This window comes from Brevibacillus sp. MS2.2 (assembly GCF_013284345.1).
GTDB lineage: Bacteria > Bacillota > Bacilli > Brevibacillales > Brevibacillaceae > Brevibacillus > Brevibacillus brevis_C.
Genome location: NZ_JABSUZ010000021.1, coordinates 77,741 through 95,569, shown reverse-complemented (window position 1 = coordinate 95,569; position 17,829 = coordinate 77,741). Strand labels below are relative to the sequence as shown.

The 17,829-nt window shown below is 47.8% G+C and carries 11 protein-coding genes; 4 read left to right on the top strand and 7 right to left on the bottom strand.

Translation table 11 applies throughout. From position 1 onward, the window contains the following. Positions 1-20 precede the first annotated feature (20 nt). Positions 21-3,203, bottom strand: coding sequence for a hypothetical protein (locus HP568_RS18950; RefSeq protein WP_173629920.1), 3,183 nt, complete (start codon positions 3,201-3,203; stop codon positions 21-23). An 81-nt stretch (positions 3,204-3,284) separates the two neighbouring features. Then, positions 3,285-4,760, bottom strand: coding sequence for an RtcB family protein (locus HP568_RS18945; protein WP_173629919.1), 1,476 nt, complete (start codon positions 4,758-4,760; stop codon positions 3,285-3,287). 69 nt (positions 4,761-4,829) lie between these two features. Between HP568_RS18945 and HP568_RS18940 the strand changes: the two genes are divergently transcribed. Beyond that, positions 4,830-4,973 (top strand): hypothetical protein, encoded by a 144-nt coding sequence (locus HP568_RS18940; RefSeq protein ID WP_173629918.1) that lies wholly within the window; start codon positions 4,830-4,832, stop codon positions 4,971-4,973. A gap of 172 nt (positions 4,974-5,145) precedes the next feature. Here the strand turns inward: HP568_RS18940 and HP568_RS18935 are convergent, their stop codons facing one another. Further along, positions 5,146-6,234: an ankyrin repeat domain-containing protein gene (locus HP568_RS18935; RefSeq protein WP_173629917.1), complete on the bottom strand. Its 1,089-nt coding sequence runs from the start codon at positions 6,232-6,234 to the stop codon at positions 5,146-5,148. A gap of 232 nt (positions 6,235-6,466) precedes the next feature. Here HP568_RS18935 and HP568_RS18930 point away from each other — a divergent pair, with 232 nt between their 5' ends. Beyond that, positions 6,467-9,580, top strand: coding sequence for a S8 family serine peptidase (locus HP568_RS18930; protein ID WP_173629916.1), 3,114 nt, complete (start codon positions 6,467-6,469; stop codon positions 9,578-9,580). A gap of 152 nt (positions 9,581-9,732) precedes the next feature. Here HP568_RS18930 and HP568_RS18925 read toward each other — a convergent pair whose 3' ends face one another. Further along, on the bottom strand, positions 9,733-11,232 hold the full coding sequence (locus HP568_RS18925; RefSeq protein WP_048035422.1) for a malate:quinone oxidoreductase: 1,500 nt from the start codon (positions 11,230-11,232) through the stop codon (positions 9,733-9,735). Between the two features lie 348 nt (positions 11,233-11,580). Between HP568_RS18925 and HP568_RS18920 the strand changes: the two genes are divergently transcribed. Further along, positions 11,581-12,132 (top strand): hypothetical protein, encoded by a 552-nt coding sequence (locus tag HP568_RS18920; RefSeq protein ID WP_173629915.1) that lies wholly within the window; start codon positions 11,581-11,583, stop codon positions 12,130-12,132. Between the two features lie 38 nt (positions 12,133-12,170). Here the strand turns inward: HP568_RS18920 and HP568_RS18915 are convergent, their stop codons facing one another. Then, on the bottom strand, positions 12,171-12,617 hold the full coding sequence (locus HP568_RS18915) for a DMP19 family protein (protein WP_173629914.1): 447 nt from the start codon (positions 12,615-12,617) through the stop codon (positions 12,171-12,173). Positions 12,618-12,771: 154 nt separating this feature from the next. Here HP568_RS18915 and HP568_RS18910 point away from each other — a divergent pair, with 154 nt between their 5' ends. Continuing rightward, a complete protein-coding gene (locus HP568_RS18910; protein ID WP_173629913.1) occupies positions 12,772-14,151 on the top strand; it encodes an SMI1/KNR4 family protein in 1,380 nt (459 codons plus the stop codon). A gap of 72 nt (positions 14,152-14,223) precedes the next feature. Here the strand turns inward: HP568_RS18910 and cysI are convergent, their stop codons facing one another. Further along, positions 14,224-15,945, bottom strand: a complete 1,722-nt coding sequence (gene cysI / locus HP568_RS18905) for an assimilatory sulfite reductase (NADPH) hemoprotein subunit (protein ID WP_173629912.1) — start codon at positions 15,943-15,945, stop codon at positions 14,224-14,226. Positions 15,946-15,979: 34 nt separating this feature from the next. Then, positions 15,980-17,791, bottom strand: a complete 1,812-nt coding sequence (locus HP568_RS18900) for an assimilatory sulfite reductase (NADPH) flavoprotein subunit (protein WP_173629911.1) — start codon at positions 17,789-17,791, stop codon at positions 15,980-15,982. Positions 17,792-17,829: the final 38 nt, after the last annotated feature.

The following is a 17,829-nucleotide window of genomic DNA, read 5'->3' as shown; positions in this document are numbered from 1 at the left end:
TTTTATTTTCCCAAAAAATCTCACTCCCCAACATACTGAAAAGCACTTATGCTAATATCCCCTTTGGTCCGTTTCGTGACCATTCTAGTCAAGAATGCGAGCAGATTTTTCTGATCAGTGAAACTGACGTTGAATGCATTTTCGATATTGCCATATCCGTGTGAATCGAAAACGATAAATGAATGATTAATCTTCACTACCGCAATCGTATAACTGCCGATGACAATGGCATATCCAATTTTAGGAGCATCAGAGTTTGAGAGGATATTTTCAAAGAAAGTAGCAAATTCCGTTGCCTTCAGAGTCCGATTTTCGAGAAAAGCGATTTCAATCTGATCCCTGATCTGTACGTGATGCGCTTCGTATGGATTCAAATAGCTCCCTTTGTGTAGCATGCCTTCGCTTCCTCTGATTGTTTCTTTGTACAACTCTGCACCGCTGTTCAGTACTTGATCGATTTCCTTAGTGGATAGCATCCGACCTTCCCTCATGATCGTGGTAATCGCCATGAGTGAATGAGCGGAGCAAGCCGAGCTTTCCCCCACTCGTTTAAATTGATTGCGCGTTCCTTCAACACGGACTGGTGGCTGAACTTCTAAATCCATGGCTACTTCCTTCTCTTCCGGCACCGATTTACTCTCAAATAAAAACTCATCTTCCAATTGAAGCTCCTTGTCCATCTCCCCTGTAACGTGGACAGATGGCTTATCTGCGGCAACATAAGGGGACCCGGATTTTTTGAGCTGTTCTATTTGTTCGTTCACTTCTTTTAAATCCTTCTCATACTGCTTCCAAAGCGCATGTTTTATCTTCCACTTTTGCTCGTAATCCGAAACCCTGGAACGATACGTCTCGATATCACTCTTTTTTTGGGCTTTTTCAGCTTCCTTCAGTTTGTTCTTGTTCATTTGAATATGTCTGGCGTAAGCAGCCGTATTTTTGCGGGCCAATGGCATTGCTTCTTCGAGAAACTTTTTTCGCTGGATGATTTTAATTTGCTGCATGACTGGCGCATTCGCTGTACCGTCGGCATTCCATCTCTTGTCCCCATCAGGATTTAGTACCCTCATGTCAGAGATCGGGTGTTCATTAAATCGCAATGCGACAGGATACTTCCCTTCCGGCCGGAATGTTTTGCCGATCAGTTCCTTAAGAAAATGAACACGTTCCTCACCTGTTTTGTTATGGAATGCTTCAAGAAGGTGATCACGGTAACCGCTTCTTTCAAAATACCGAAGCTCATGTATAAGCGAGAGCGCAATGCCCTCCCGAATCTCTGGCCCGTAAAACACGTAATCCATAAAATTGGTCTCTCTGTCCAAATCCTCGTGTCGCTCTGAACCTTTTGCCTTCAAGTTCGTCTTGGAGAAGGTTGTTTTAGGTTTTTTCCCGGTCTGTGGAATATATCCATACTTATAAATTTGCTTGTATTGGTTTGTATTGTCTTTTCGCGGTATCTCTGCTTGCCGAATGAGTGCACCCTCGTGGTCATAGTAGCTAATCATTGTTTTAGAGGATAGGGGCTTGAGCTGGTCGAACATCGATACCCAGCCATCATACTCAATAAGTGACATATCACCGGAAATTTGCGTTCCGCCGTAACGTGTTTCAATTTTTTCGTCGCCGACGTCTATACGGAAAAAAACAAATCCATGATTACCGAGCTTTTCCACATTCCCTGGCGTACTGAATTCCGATTTCCAATTGGGATTTTTCTTCGAGTACTCGGCAAAGGAGTCCAAGCTGCCGTCATTTGCTATGGGATGAAAGTTGGGCGTGGCGTGCTTAACGGTAAAGGGTAACCCATATACGGCCAAGAACAGCTCCTTCTCGTCTGCCATTAAACAGCCCACGCCTCTATTGAAATACGACTCCAGGTCTTCAGGATTCGCTTCAAAATACCTCTGTGCATTGTCGATGAGTTGCTCGTGCAGCTTGAGGATATTGCGCTCCGAAAGCAGCTTGATTGGATTGGCTTTGTCCTTATCTTTCTTTTTGGGGTGGGTAAAGTACGGATCATGTGGATAGAGGTAATGCTTTTTCTTTTTACCGGCATATCTCTCGAGCTGTTCGGCTATATCGTCAGGATCATTACTTACTTTGCTCAAAGCGTCCCGCAATAAGAGCTCATACTCCTTCCATTTCTCCTTCGTATCGATGTCAAACCCGCGTGAACGGGGATTAGGAATCCCAAGCTCGTGCTCCAAATACGGCTCGACAACCGTATAATCCATCCATGTAAAACTGTTAAATGTTTCCACTAAATCGTCATACGCTCGCAAAGCCTTCATTTTTATCAACGTTTTCCGACGGTATGCCGCCAACTCGTCTTTGAGCTTCGCCGATTTCCACTTGGCACCTTTCCTAATGTTGGCGTATGCATGGTGCTTTTTCCAAATTTTGATGATCGTTTGTCCTGCCTTTGCCTTCTCACTCATTTCCTTGTCATGGGGTTCGTCCAGCGGCGGTGAGATATCGTCGTCCTTCATAGCTTCCAGTGTTTGTTCTGCCTGCATTAACACGAAAGAGGCTTTTAGTAACATCGGATTATAATCATCGATAATCCCGTACATTCCCTGATAGTTCCGGTAGTTTTTCGCATCCTTTAGCTTGGAAGAGCCATTCAGAGTAGTCAAAATAAAGGTACGCAGCTCAGATGCGTTTTTCAGATACCATTGCAACTCTTCTTTATTCAGACCGCCATGGATGAGTGTATGAATGTATTCATTTAACAGCAAAATTTCTTGAATAAACTCATCGAAATGAATCTTCTCCTCGTCCTCCGCTCCGGACATACCTACCGATTGAAGCTTGCCCGTCGTTATGTTGGCAGCTTCCTCATTCGAATCGTCGATGCTTTCTGTAGAATTTTGATTCTCTAAACCGATATCGTCCTCTTGTTCATTCTGCTTGACCTTCTTTTTGGACTGGCCGGACTTTTCTTCCATTTTCTTGGAATCAGAGCTTTTTGTATCAGTATGCTTCCTTTTTTCTCCGGAACCTTTTTCCTTGCTCTCACGCATGAGTTGCAGGACAGCCTGGTTGCCGTATACGCTTTGCAATTGTAGAATCGATCGTTGACTGGATCTAGACTGTTTGGACAATAAGGGCATGATTGAGGAAGCATTGATTTTACCTATCTCCTCATGATGATTCGCATGGGGGTGTTGGTTGTTTACTGGAGTCGATTGCCGCGTGAACATGAACTTCCTCCTGACCACGAGTGAATTCTCACTTGCTGTCTACTCATGTTGCTCCTGTCTACAAATAATGGCTTCCTTGTCTTACCCTTTCACTGTGGCAATCGGCGCCACTTCGGCTACAATCTCAGCCATCCCATGATCCACATGCGACTGAATCACCGGGGTAATATCCTTGTACGCATACGGCGCCTCTTTTTTCAGCTCTTCTTCCCATTTCTTCAAAATATCGCTCCGTCCACGCAAGTCCGCCCGCTTCGGGTCAATCGGATTGATCACACGGAAGTTGGCAAGAAACTCGCGAAATCTGTCATCGTCCACTTTCACAGCATCGCCGCGAGAAAGTGCACGACCAGCTCCATGGCTTGCGCTAAACAAGCTATCCCGATTGCCAAGCCCCGCCAAAATAAAGCTGTGCGAGCCCATAGAACCGGGGATAAACACAGGTTCACCCGTATACTGAAACGGCGTACCCATCATTTGCTCGGCCGATTTCGCCGTACACGATCCTTTTCGATGCAAAAATCCGCCCACCTGCTCCAACTGTTCCTCCCACAAATAATTATGAGGCGCATCGTACAGCAGCCTGTGTTCAAAATCGCCCAACACATCGGAAATCGATTTGTACATCATCAGACCGAGCATCAATCGATTGGCAAACGCAAAGTTCGCCGCATTGTACAGGAGACTCCAAAACATTCTCCACTGTGGTTCGAAACGCTCCGAAAGAGGCAGTGGATACATGCCGTTATCCGGGTGCTTCAAGGAAGTCGGGTACATCTTTTTCAGCATCTCCTTGATCCATGCACCGCTGTTATAACCAATGGAAACAGAGCCGGTATGAATCATCAGGACGACTTGCCCTTCCTTCAGCCCCCACTGACTGGCGATTGAGCCCTGATGCACTTTTTTGACCACCTGAATCTCAAAAAAATGATTCCCTCCGCCAAGTGAGCCGATTTGTGCATCCCGGGAAAGCTCGGCAGGACCGAGAAAATCATCGAGGCCAATCGTCGATTCTGCGATAAAAGACCCCATTTTATTGACATGGTTCAAATCCAGCTCCTGCTGCTTCTCGTTGTAATAACGCCAAATCCCCTCGCCATTCGCTTCCTTGTGGCTGTCCAGTATGCCGATCAGGCCTTCCTTGAACATTTTCTCGCGCATCTGCCGCGTCATGGGAATATTGCGGCCCCCTTCGAAAAAAACATGGCGAACATTCCGCTCAATCGCATCCAGATTTGTGCGAATCTGCTCCTCGCGCAAATCCGTAACATACAGACGCATCCCGCAGTTAATATCGTTGCCAATCGCTTGCGGCAGCACAAACCCACGCGTAAACAGCGTCGTGCCTACAGGAATACCGCTTCCTTTGTGAAAGTCGGGTGTAATGGCTACCTCTAAAACCCCAGCATCTTGATCGTCAAAATAATCGGGGGAATGCTTTTGCAGCGTTGCAATGGTTTCATTCACCTCTAAAAGTCGATGAAGCTCCTCTACCGCATTGTTTTCTACTTTTACTTCCGGATTGATGAAATATTTAATCGGAGTGTTGCTCAATTGAAGACCACCTTTATTTGTTTTACAGGAACGTATGTTCTTTATTTTCCAATAGAAAAAGCCGCTTTCATGCTCATTTCTTCCTTCCTGGATGAAAAAATGCAGCATGGTATCGCAGCCTTTACGCTTGAAGCTATTGGGTTATCACAGGAGCGTTATCCGCAATCTATGGGAAACGGAGCTGGCTCACCCTTAAACAACGCAATCGCGTAAAAGGCACACCTATGGAGTTGGATTTTATCGCTACATGGTTTTGTTTCATGCTTGGTTACGTATGCGAACATGTTGGAATCCTCCTCCTTTCGTTTCTTGCTCACGATCTTATCATTGGATAAATTTTACTGTCAAGCCCCCGAATTATCGAGGGCCCGTGTGATCTTTCCTTTTACATCGAATCTAATTCGCCTTCCATAAACTTGATCAGGTACACTTCCGGCTGCGCAAGAAATTCCGTAAAACTGCACAAGTCCGCATACTCCTTATGCTCCTCATCATAGCAGCCGATGCTACCTTTTTTCTTCGGATTCCACACAAGGTGCAGATGGGAGTAGTTGTCGATTTCGGCAGACAAACGCAGCAGCTTTTGCCGACCGATTTTCATTTCAATCGTATCGGTCAATGTGAAAAAGTCGATATACCCAATGTCATACTCATTTTCCGCCAGCTTAAGACGCAGCTCTTCTCCGGTAAGGAAGCCAATGAGTTCTTCGGTCAGTTTATATTTTTGCAGCTCGTACTTCCTGTTCTCCACATCATGCAGCTCGGCAGGTTCCAGCGATTTCAAATACGCAGCCAACTCCGCATTTTTATTGCTGACCGCGATGGTATAAGGCCGCTCGCCACCCCTTTCCGCTACCATAACGTCCGCACCGCGTTCAACCAAATACTTGACCATGGCGACATTCCCCAAGCGTGTGGCAACTGTTAATGGAGTCGCTTGATACGGATACACCATATTCGGTTTGTTATAATTGATGTCCACCCCATGATCGAGGAAATAAGCCGTGGTCGCAAGGTCATGATCCGACACGGCTTTACGCAATACATCGCCGCCATGCAGTCTTATATCCAGTCCCAGCTCTTGAATGAGCGGGATGTTCTTTTTGTTGCCATAGTAAGCCTGCGAATAAGCGCCTGAGCGCACCTGATTGAGCATGTCCAGCTTGGCGCCTTGCGCTGCAACATAACGAACAATCTCTTCCTTGCAATAACGTACGGCCATCAAAAAAGCGGGATTATTTTTCACATTCAAATTGACACCGTGCTCTACCAGCAGCTTAACAACTTCTAGCTTCTCCGATACAAGTGCCAGATCCAACGGGCTGATCGTCGTATATTTACTAAGCACGAAGCTCTCTTCTATATCCCAACCTGCTGCAATAGCATCTTGCAAAGCAGGAACATTTCCTTGATAAATATGCATCGCGATCTCTGGCAGCTCTTCGAACGCTCCGATATCTTTCAACTTGATCATCGATTACCCTCTCCTCGCTTATGTCTTATGAAAAATATAGAAAATTAATTGGCAAAAAACAACAAACTCCTACGTTATTCTCCTTTTTTTGATTGTAAATACAGATAATTATGTCTATTTTTGCCGAATCTGCTCGATAAAAAGTTTTTTCCCAATAAAAGGAGTAGTTTTACGAGAAGAGAAATACTTATGCAAATCGTCTTATACATAATTTTTTAAGGAGAGTGGACTGATGAAGAAGATGCGTACTCTCGCTTCTCTTACGCTTGCAGCATCACTCATGCTGAGTGGCCTTCCTTACAATGCACTGGCAGCGGCGGAGTTTAGCGAACGGGATTGGGAGAAAGTAAACGAATATACCAACGCGGAAGTAGAGATTGGCTCCGAAATCTCGAAAATCTCCCCTCTGCTGAACACCAGTTCCAGCAAAAACGTCAGTGTCATTATTGAGCTGCAAAGTGAGCCTTCGATCACAGCTAAACACAGCGAAGGTTCAGAATCTTCCGTTAGATCATTGCGAGCGAAAGTAGAGGATGAGCAAGCCTCCTTCCTCGATGAAGCAAAAGACAACAAGGTCAAACTGAAGGTAAAGCGCAAGTTTGAGCATGTATTCAACGGGATGGAAGTAACGGTGTCAGCCGACGAGTTGGAAGAGCTGGCTGAACTGCCACAGGTGAAGCGCATTTATCAAAATACGTATTATGAGCTTCCCGAAATTGATGCCGTTAGCGAGAAAGCATCGGCCACCAAATGGGATCAAGCCCCTCTCCAACAAATTGGCGTTCTCGATATGTGGAAGGATGGTCTGACAGGGAAAGGATTGAAGGTCGGCGTCATCGATACGGGTGTCGATTACAAGCACCCTGATCTCAAGGATGCCTATAAAGGCGGATATGACTCCTTCGACAATGACAAAGACCCTTATGAAGAAGCGCCAATTCCTGTGGAGGATGACCGCGATGGAAAAGGATATGAAGGCTCCAGCCATGGAACTCACGTCTCCGGCACCATCGTAGGACGCGCCAAAAACAGGACCTCAGATGTACAGGTAAAAGGGGTTGCCCACGGTGCAGACCTCTACGTCTACCGCGTATTGGGCCGAGGCGGCGGTAGCTCCGCTCAGGTCATCGACGGTATCGAAAAAGCGGTGAAAGACGGCATGGACGTCATTAACCTGTCGCTTGGCGCCGCTATGGAGAAGAACTCTGACTCCCCGGATGCCATCGCTGTGAATAACGCGGTACTGTCTGGTGTGATCACGGTTGTATCGGGCGGGAACTCCGCCGACGATGAACGCGGCAGACATTATTACACCGCGGGATCACCTTCTGGAGCGAGGCTGCCGATCACAGTTGCAGCGGTAGACTCTCCTACCGTGCAATATGACAGCTCAGCAACCTCGTCCTTCGGAGCCAATTACGAATTCCCTGTGATGGCATGGCAGGTCAGAAAGGATAACTTCTCCTCCATCATCGGAACCAAACCGCTGCCAGTCGTCTATGCCAACCTTGGCTCTCGCAGCGATTTTGAAAAAGCAAATGTAAGAGGCAAAGTCGCTCTCGTTTCTCGTGGTACCCTTGGCTTCACGGAAAAAATCGAAAACGCCCGAAAAGCTGGTGCTGTCGCTATCGTGGTCTTTAACGGTAACGACGCCGACGGGGATGGCGTAGCTGACCTGGATATCGCCGATCGCGAGGGCTATGTCAACACGATCCTGGGTGACCAGATCGAAGCGATCCCTACCTTTGATATGAAGGGTCTGGAAGGCCGGACACTGGCGAAAGAGTTGCTGGCTGACCCTGAGAAAGCGAAAACATTGACGTTTACGTTCTCAGGAAACTACCCAAGCACAAATGATCCTGGCGACCGCATTGCCGGATTTAGCTCACGTGGTCCAATCATGGGTGACGATTACAGCATCAAGCCGAATCTGGCTGCGCCAGGTGTGGCCGTTCTGTCCAGTTATCCATCTTGGAGCAAGCTGATCCCTGACGCCAAGTACGACAAGGCGTACGCTCGTCTAAACGGTACAAGTATGGCGGCTCCGCACGTTTCCGGTCTCGCCCTGCTGTTGAAACAGGCACATCCAGATTGGACGCCTGCCGATATCAAGGCAGCACTTGCGAACACCTCAAAACCGCTGTATAGCCCAGACGGCACACTGTACGATGTGTACTCCCAAGGTGCAGGCCGCGTAAACGGCTACGCTGCATCGAAAACACCTGCTGTTCTGACAACGGTAGAGCAGCTCACCATTTTGGGTGAAGATTTTGAGCCGAAGACCATTCCGTATTATGCGGACAACGTTTCCTTTGGCTTGCTGAAGGCTGGCAGCAATACTGTCACGAAAACGCTCCAACTGAAAAACCTGTCCAAGAAAGAAGTTTCTTATGAAGCAGAAGTGATCATGCATCCGTCGGTCACGACAGATCCGTACAAGCCAGGCTCCAAAACGCCAGATGTCGATGACATCGATGTGGAAATCTCCGACGATTCCATCTCCGCTAAAAAAGGTGATGCGACCACATTTGAGCTCAACCTGTCCGTTGACTCCGATGCAAAAGACGGCGTGTATGAAGGGGAAGTCTTGCTGAAAGCGAAAGGCAACCCTGACCTGCGCCTGCCGTTTGCTGTACACGTGGGAGACAAGCGTGAGGATACCAACTTCGGTTTCGATAACCTGAAGCTGTCCGATACAACAATCACGCCTGATGGCGATGGCGAGGAGGATTCGTTCACACTCGAAGCCGAGCTGCAAGCTAAAGACGTGAACCAGATCTCTGTTGAAGCATGGGACATGGACGATAAATACGTCGGTACGCTTGCATCCGTGTTCAACAATTACGCGCTGATTGCACCGGGCCCTATCACCTTCTCTAATCTCGATGGTACTTACTACGATGGTAGCCAAGTAGCGAAGAAGCTCGATCCAGGCAAATACAAGCTGAAGCTCGTCGGTCGAAGTGTTGACCAAAGCAAGCCGAAGGGCGAACAGATTGTAAAAGAATACGAGGCTTGGAAATCCTTCATGATTAAAGCATCGAATAAAAACGCGGTCTTGTCCAAGGTAGTTGAGGAAGCCATAGAGCAATTCGAGATTGAGATTGCGAACACCACAGAGCTGGATCAGCCAGTGCTTGCCCTGCCGGAAGAAAGCGCTGATGTGACTTATCAGGTGACAAAGAGCTCTGATGAGGCGCTTATCGATGACGAGGGGATTCTGAAGGAGCTGCCTGCCGAAGGGGAAGAGACCGTTACGCTGTATGTGACGATTACTTCTAAGGAAGATGAGTCGGTGACGGAGACTGTGAAGGTGAAAGTGACGTTGGAAGCGGAAGTAGAGTAGTTTGGTATGACGCCTCATAGATAATGGAAGGCTCCGTCATGGTGTGTGGCGGAGCCTTCTTCCTTCATCTCCCCCACTTCTACTCTGCGAAATCAAAAAGAACCTTCAATCCAAAAACGGATCAAAGGTTCCAAAAGATTGCTATTAACTAATTAACTATAAGCCAGTTCTTTTTCAACGAGACCAAGCGCCTCGTCTGTCGAACGTTGAATCTCTTGAAGAAGCTCTTGGTTTTGCAAGAGTGACACGCCATAAGAAGGAATCATTTCTTTGATTTTCGGTTCCCACTCTGCCATACGTTGTGGGAAGCATTTTTCTAATACCTCAAGCATAACCTGAACAGCTGTAGAAGCACCTGGAGATGCGCCGAGCAATGCAGCTACGGAGCCATCAGCGGCACTAACCACTTCAGTACCAAATTGAAGGGTACCTTTTCCTGCTGGTGTATCCTTGATAACTTGCACGCGTTGACCGGCTACCACGATATCCCACTCTTCGCTTTTCGCATTCGGAATGAACTCCCGTAGTTCTTCCATGCGCTTTTCATGCGATAACATAACTTGCTCGATCAAGTATTTGGTCAATGCCATTTCTTTTACGCCTGCCGCCAACATCGTGATGACGTTGTTCGGTTTTACGGAAGTGATCAAATCCATATTGGAACCTGTTTTTAAGAACTTTGGCGAGAATCCCGCAAAAGGTCCAAACAGCAAGGATTTCTTATTGTCGATGTATCTGGTATCCAGATGCGGTACCGACATTGGAGGAGCGCCGACCTTTGCTTTACCGTACACTTTTGCATGGTGCTGCTCTACCACTTCCTGATTTTTACAAACCATGAACAATCCGCTTACCGGGAAACCGCCAATATGTTTGGACTCTGGAATACCGGTTTTTTGGAGCAAGTGCAAGCTTCCGCCGCCACCGCCGATAAAGACGAATTTGGCAATATGGTCTTCGATGTTACCGGTAGCCATATTGTACACTTTCAATTTCCACATGCCGTCGCTCGTACGTTTGATATCCTCAACAGCATGGTTGTAGTTAATCGCGACGTCTTTCGTCTTCAGGTAATCAAACAACATACGTGTCAAAGCACCAAAATTGACATCCGTACCAGAGTCGATTTTGGTTGCAGCTATTGGTTCATTCGATGCGCGGCCTTCCATGATGAGCGGAATCCATTCCTTCAGTTTTTCAGGGTCATCGGAGTATTCCATCCCTTGAAAGAGAGGATTGTTTGCCAGCGCCTCAAAACGTTTTTTCAAAAAGCTTACATTCTTTTCGCCTTGTACCATACTCATATGAGGTATCGGCATGATAAAGTCTTGCGGATTTTGGATGAGATTGTTTTTTACAAGGTAAGCCCAGAATTGTCTGGACAGATGAAAATGTTCATTGATTTTAATCGCTTTGCTAATATCTATAGATCCGTCAGCTTTCTCGGATGTATAGTTCAGCTCACAGAGTGCCGCGTGGCCAGTACCCGCATTATTCCATTCGTTAGAGCTTTCTTCGCCTGCTTTTGCGAGTTTCTCAAAAACTTTGATTTCCAACTCCGGTGCCAATTCTTTCAGTAATGCTCCCAGAGTTGCGCTCATGACCCCTGCACCAATCAAAATAACGTCTGTTTTTTGCTGTATGGAGCTCATATTACCCTTCCTTATCTACTGTTTTTGTAAAAAAGAAGTAGTAGCTCCTTGCCCCGTTGCAAGACGCTACGAAAACATCTTACCTTTCACAACTATAACTATATCATAGAAATTATTTATTGATTCAATTATCTATTATAATTAGAGGATTAATAACTATTTAATGTTGGTAAAAAAGGGAGGATTCCGCAAACAGTGCCTGAAAAATACGGAAAAACCAAGGCCTTACCTTCGTTTCTTGCAGAGGTTTAGGATTTGGTTTGTTGTTACCAGTGAGGCGCTTACCATATAAATTTCGCTGCACTCATGGAAAAATTAGTAAAATCCCACAACTAAGGAGAGATGGAGATGAACTCTTTGACCCACCTGACCATCAACATTCCGTGGCAGCGTTTGACGACAGCCTTTGGCAGAGGGACGGACATTCCGCGGCTAATAGAGTCCAGGCAATATGAGGAATTGGCCAATCTAATCGAGCATCAAAGCACCTTGTGGCAGACGACGCCGTGGGTGCTGCTGATACTCTTGCAGGAGCTGGCCAAACAGAAGCCAGAGCAGGTCTCTTCGCAGGAAATGGAGTTGTACTCGGCTGTCGCTTCCGCTATAAACGTGGACGAAATGGGTTCACAAAATGCGGTTGAGACCATGAACGAGCTATTGGACGAAAAGTACTTGTGGCCAGAGGACGAGGAAGACGATGAATTATGGTGGGAAGAAGAGAAGCCGCGGGGCTATGAGCAGGAAGCCTTTTACAGCTATTTTTCTTTTAGTTATTTGCTGCTAAAGGATGCCATTCCCGTTTTCACCGCGATTATGGAAGGGAACGATAAGCTCGCTCCCGCTATTCAAGAGCTGCTGCATATGCTCCAGTCAGATGGAGATAGTGCTGTCGTCGAATAAGTATCGAAGTCTCTTTGATCGTACCCACCCACTTCTCCTTATGATGGGGTGGGTATTCCCAACTGCTGTACGTAATATTGATGTGCCACTTCAGCAATACGATCCTGGTCTTCCCAAAAGCTCTGATCAAGCTTATCCAGCCGTTCTGCCTCTTCCTCGGTAAGAAACTGTGGAATATCCCAGAGTTGGGTGAGGCGATTGTCTTCCGATAAATGCTCGATGCAGGCATAGCCGGATTGGATGATTTCGAGTGCATGTACTGCCCCAATGGCTTGTAAGGCCCGTACCGCATAGATATATGCCTCTTCTCCCCAGTTGCAAAAAAACTGCAAAAACCCGCCGTTATATACATCCGCTTCCAACAGCCACAAGGCGGCAATCTCTTGTTCCTGTGAGGTCAGTGTGTTCCAGCCCGAAGCATTCTTTTTCTGCACAAAGGCTGCGGCAAAATCGAACCATACGTCATGGATATCCAACTTACTCAACTTGTACGCCCCCTCAATGTTTAACCCCTTCTAAATCAGATGTGCACAAACAATACGAAATACATTAATCTTATATGAATACATAATCGTTTGGTAGATGGTGGTAGCTCCGCGTGGCTAACATCTACGAAAAAGAATCGTTTAGGAGGTTGCAATGGACCAGACACTTATCGAACAATTGAATCGCTGGCATGAAGAAGACGAACACCAGCGAATTGTGGACCTGCTGTTAACCGTTCCCGAGGAGGAACGAGACTATGAGGCGGTCAGCCGACTGGGCAGAGCTTATAACAACTTGGGACTTTATGATGAGGCGCTCGACCAATTGAAGAAAATTGCTGAAGCAGGTCAACAAGATCCAGTCTGGCATTTTCGGGTAGGTTTTGCTCACTATCATTTGAAAAGATATGAAGAGGCGTCACAGGCATTCCGTACTTCTGACAAGCTAGAAACCGGTAATCAGAATACCGAATCATGGCTAAGATGGAGTTTGCAAAAAGCGGAGAAACAGCAAAGACAAGAGCTTCGTATGGCTGCCAAAAGGGTAGCGGCTGTTAAGGGTTCAGCATCGGAGGAAGTCCCTTTTTCGAATATGTCATTGGAAGACTTTTGGGACGACAGCGAGTACGCGAAAAAGGCCTATCTTTCCGAGCCACCCACGGATGAACTGATCGCATCGATCGAGGAAGAGCTGGGATACAAGCTCCCTGCCTCCTATCTTGCACTAATGAAGCAGCAGAATGGCGGCATTCCGAAAAACACGTGCTTTCCAACAGAAGACCCTACCTCCTGGGCTGAGGATCATATTGCCATTACGGGCATTCTAGGCATTGGCCGAGAGAAAAGCTATTCGCTCTGTGGGGATCTCGGCAGTCAATTTATGATTGAAGACTGGGGATATCCCGACATTGGAGTCGTCATCTGCGATTGTCCTTCTGCTGGACATGACGTTGTGATGCTAGATTACCGTGCTTGCGGGAGAGACGGCGAACCTGAAGTCATCCACGTCGATCAGGAAAGCGATTATGAAATTACTTTCCTGGCTGAAAATTTCGAGGCGTTTATCAGGGGCTTGGTGAGCGAAGAAGAATACGATACCTCCGAGGAGGACAAGGAAGCCGCTCTTTACAAAGTAGCCCACGGGAAGTTTTCTTCCTTGCTGGAAGAGCTATGCACGCCCGTATCAGAAGTGGAACTAATCGATCAGAAAATACGCAGCATTTGTACACGGATTGTAGAGGAAAAAGGCTATTTTTCTTTTCATGCGGATGTACTCTCGTATCTGATGTACGATGTGCAGTTTTGGCTATACACAAAGTCATATCCCGGTACCACTCAAGAACAGTACCTAGCTGTCTATGAGAAAATGATCGCCTTTGGCGGAGAATTCGGGCAAGGCGGGTACGCCCCGGGATGGATTACCGAATGGCTGGACCATCGCAAGAAGGAAGGCCGGATCGTACAGGAAAATGGACACATCCGGTTTACAGAGCAGTTCGCTGTGGAAGTAATTCAACAACTGCGAGAAGCCTAAAAAGCATGCAAGCAACAAAGAGCCCACATTTTCGCGGGCTCTTCTTTTATTTCATTTGACTGCTATGCCTCACTACTCATGAAAATCGAGTCCCGATCTGACTTCTTTCACATACCCTGCCCGAATGACGAAATCTCCGAAATGTTCGCCCTCCTCACGTTCCTTCGCATACCGATTTAAGATCGGTCGCAGTTCATTCAGTATTTCTGCTTCCCCGATGTTTTCGCGATACAGCTTGTTCAATCGATTACCGGAGAAACCGCCACCCAAATACATGTTGTATTTACCGACAGCCTTCCCAATAAAAGAGATTTCCGCCAGTGCAGGTCTTGCGCATCCATTTGGGCATCCTGTCATGCGAATAACGATCTCCTCATCGCGCAAACCCGCCTCATCCAAGATCAGCTCGATCTCATCCAGCAGTGTTGGCAAATAACGCTCTGCCTCAGCCATCGCGAGTCCGCAAGTCGGCAACGAAACACAAGCCATGGAGTTCCTCCGCAGTGCAGAATAGGTCGTTCCATCGGTGAGCCCGTATGCTTGAATGATCTGTTCAATTTCCGGCTTCTTTTCGCTGGTGACATTTCCAATGAGGAGATTCTGATTCGGCGTCAGGCGGAAATCCCCTGTATGCACCTTGGCAATCTCCCGCAGACCGGACTTCAGGAGGTAGTTGTCCTCGTCTTTTACACGTCCATTCTGTATGAAAAGGGTAAAATGCCAGTTATCGTCACTCCCTTTCACCCAGCCGTAGCGATCGCCATTATGCTCGAAGTGATAGGCGCGTGCCTGCTCCAGCTCCCAGCCCAGTCGTTGCTCCAGTTCATGAATAAACCATTCGATACCGCGGTCGTCGATCGTATATTTGAACCGAGCGTGCTTCCGAACCGCGCGATCTCCGTAGTCTCTCTGAATCATGACCGTTTTCTCAGCGACATCCAATACTTGCCCTGGTGTGACGAAGCCGATCACCCGCGCCACCTGCGGATATGTTTTGGGGTCGCCGTGGGTCATTCCCATCCCGCCCCCGACCGCAACGTTGAAGCCCAGCAGTCGACCTTCCTCATGAATGGCGATAAAGCCCAAATCCTGAGAAAAAACGTCAACATCGTTGGCAGGCGGTACGGCGATGCCGATCTTAAACTTGCGCGGTAAATAGACAGGCCCATAGATCGGTTCTTGCTCTACCCCATCCCGACTGTCGACAACCTTTTCTTCATCCAGCCAGATTTCATGATAGGCGCGGGTCCGGGGGTCGAGATGATTGCTTATTTTTTTGGCCCATTCGTAAACCTCTTGATGAACTTCCGACTCGTACGGATTCGGATTGCACATGACGTTGCGGTTGACGTCCCCACAAGCAGCCAGTGTACTTAACAAGGCTTCGTTTACTTCTTGAATCACCTGCTTCATATTCCACTTAATCACGCCATGCAGTTGGAAAGACTGACGAGTCGTCAGACGAATCGTTCCATTGGCAAACTGCTGGGCGATATCGTCCATCATGAGCCATTGCTCTGGTGTGACAACGCCGCCAGCGGCACGCACGCGCACCATGAATTGATAGGCTGGCTCCAGCTTCTGTTTGCTCCGTTCATTACGAAGATCCCGGTCATCCTGCATGTAGCTGCCATGAAATTTCATCAAGCGGTTATCATCCTCAGGGATGGACCCAGAAATCCTGTCTTCCAGCGTTTCCGTCAGACTTCCCCGCAAGTAATCGCTTTTGCGTTTAATGTCCTCTACATCGCTGTGAGGAGCACTGTTTGGCGAAAGCAAATAATTTTCTGACATGGTTTCGATCTCCCCTCTCATTCTTTCTCAACACTCAGTAGACATCTCGCTGATATCGTTTTTCCTGCTGCATCCGTTTCAAATACGCAACAGCTTCCTCTGAATCAAGTCCACCCTCTTGTTGGAGAATGGTGACCAGGGCTGCGTGAACGTCGTGCGCCATCTTTTTCTCGTCTCCGCATACGTATACGTGCGCCCCAGCCTGCAGCCATTGGTACAGCTCCTTGCTCTTCTCAAGCATCCGGTGCTGAACATACACCTTTTCGCTTGTATCTCGAGAGAACGCGACATCCATGTGCGTCAGTACACCCTGTTTGAGCCAACGCTGCCATTCGAGCTGATACAGAAAGTCCGTGGAGAAATGCTGATCGCCAAAGAAAAGCCATGTCTTGCCGGTCGCCCCTAGCTCCTCCCGTTCTCCCAGGAAGGCGCGGAATGGAGCAACACCCGTGCCGGGACCAATCATGATCAACGGAATGTCCGGGTTAGCCGGGAGCTTAAAGTTGGGGTTATGCTGCACAAATACTGGCAGCGTATCACCCGTTTCCAAACGATTCGCGATATAGCTCGAACAAACGCCGTACCGCTCACGCCCATGAGCCTGATAGTGAACATTGCGAATTGTCAGATGAACTTCGTCCGGGTAGGACTTTAAGCTGCTTGAAATCGAATAGAGACGCGGCGGCAGCTTTCTAAGAATGGAGACAAATTCTTTGGCAGGCACGCCCTTCAAATCGTAGTCCTCTACCAGGTCCAGCAAATCCCGATTTCGAATATAATCACGAAGCTCTTGCTCTCGCCCTTCCGCAAGCAGTTCCTGCAACCCGTTTCCTGATGATAGCTTTACTGCTAGTTCCAGGAGGGGCTTGGTGAGAACCGTGATTTCAAAATGACTGGACAAGGCCTCTTCCAACGTGCGCTCTTCCCCGTTTTTATGAATGGGAACGAGCTCTTCCGGCTTCCAGCCCATCGCGTCAATCAGCTCACGGACAAGGTCAGGATGATTTTTAGGATAGACCCCCAAACAGTCACCCGGTTCATACTCGAGATTGGAACCCTCAAGGGAGATTTCCAGGTGGCGGGTTTCCTTATCTGCTCCCCGTCCGTTCAGATTCAAGTTCTCCAAGACCACAGCCTGAAACGGATTCGACCGTGAATATTCGGTCTGTGTCCCTGTCCCGATCACTGCACTTGCAGCAGCAACCTGGGTTACCGACGTTTCACTGAGAGAGGCCAGAACTTGATTCATCCATTCAGAGGCTTGCTCCTCGTAATCCACATCGCAATCGACTCGAGGAGTAAGACGCTTGCCTCCGAGCTCTTCTAACCGCTTATCGAACTCTTTGCCAGTTTGGCAGAACAATTCATAGGAGGTATCGCCCAATGCCAGCACGGAAAACTGCAAGCCCACCAATTGCGGCGCTCTTTTGCTGTGCAAGAATTCATGGAAAGAGAGGGCGTTGTCCGGTGGTTCACCATCTCCGTGTGTGCTTACCACAACAAGCAGGTTTTCAACCTTTTTCAACGCATTCGTCTTGAAGTCGCTCATGGAGGAAAGAGTTACGTGGAAGCCGTGCTCCTGAAGCTTTCCGGTCAGCACCTTCGCCAACTTTTGGCTGTTCCCGGATTGAGATCCGAAAAGCACTGTCACCTCTTTGGAAATGACTGGCCCATTCGCAGTTGAAGCGGCTTGAAACCCAGCGGCCATCGGTGATTCCACTTTGTGAAGAGCTGCAAGAAACCCGCTCAGCCAAACCTTTTGCACCTCCGAAAGCGTAGGCAGCAACCAATTTAGGAGCTCTACTTGTTCCTGACTGAAAGGACTATCTGTTACCTTAAGTACCAACGATATACACCTCACATGAGAAAAAAATTAATTCCGAG

Excerpts from the sequence above, each read along its gene's own strand:
- cysI (WP_173629912.1), bottom strand. The coding sequence starts at position 15,945 with ATGTCAGAAAATTATTTGCTTTCGCCAAACAGTGCTCCTCACAGCGAT.
- HP568_RS18910 (WP_173629913.1), top strand. The coding sequence starts at position 12,772 with ATGGACCAGACACTTATCGAACAATTGAATCGCTGGCATGAAGAAGAC.
- HP568_RS18935 (WP_173629917.1), bottom strand. The coding sequence starts at position 6,234 with ATGATCAAGTTGAAAGATATCGGAGCGTTCGAAGAGCTGCCAGAGATC.
- HP568_RS18940 (WP_173629918.1), top strand. The coding sequence starts at position 4,830 with ATGCTCATTTCTTCCTTCCTGGATGAAAAAATGCAGCATGGTATCGCA.
- HP568_RS18930 (WP_173629916.1), top strand. The coding sequence starts at position 6,467 with ATGAAGAAGATGCGTACTCTCGCTTCTCTTACGCTTGCAGCATCACTC.
- HP568_RS18925 (WP_048035422.1), bottom strand. The coding sequence starts at position 11,232 with ATGAGCTCCATACAGCAAAAAACAGACGTTATTTTGATTGGTGCAGGG.
- HP568_RS18950 (WP_173629920.1), bottom strand. The coding sequence starts at position 3,203 with ATGTTCACGCGGCAATCGACTCCAGTAAACAACCAACACCCCCATGCG.
- HP568_RS18920 (WP_173629915.1), top strand. The coding sequence starts at position 11,581 with ATGAACTCTTTGACCCACCTGACCATCAACATTCCGTGGCAGCGTTTG.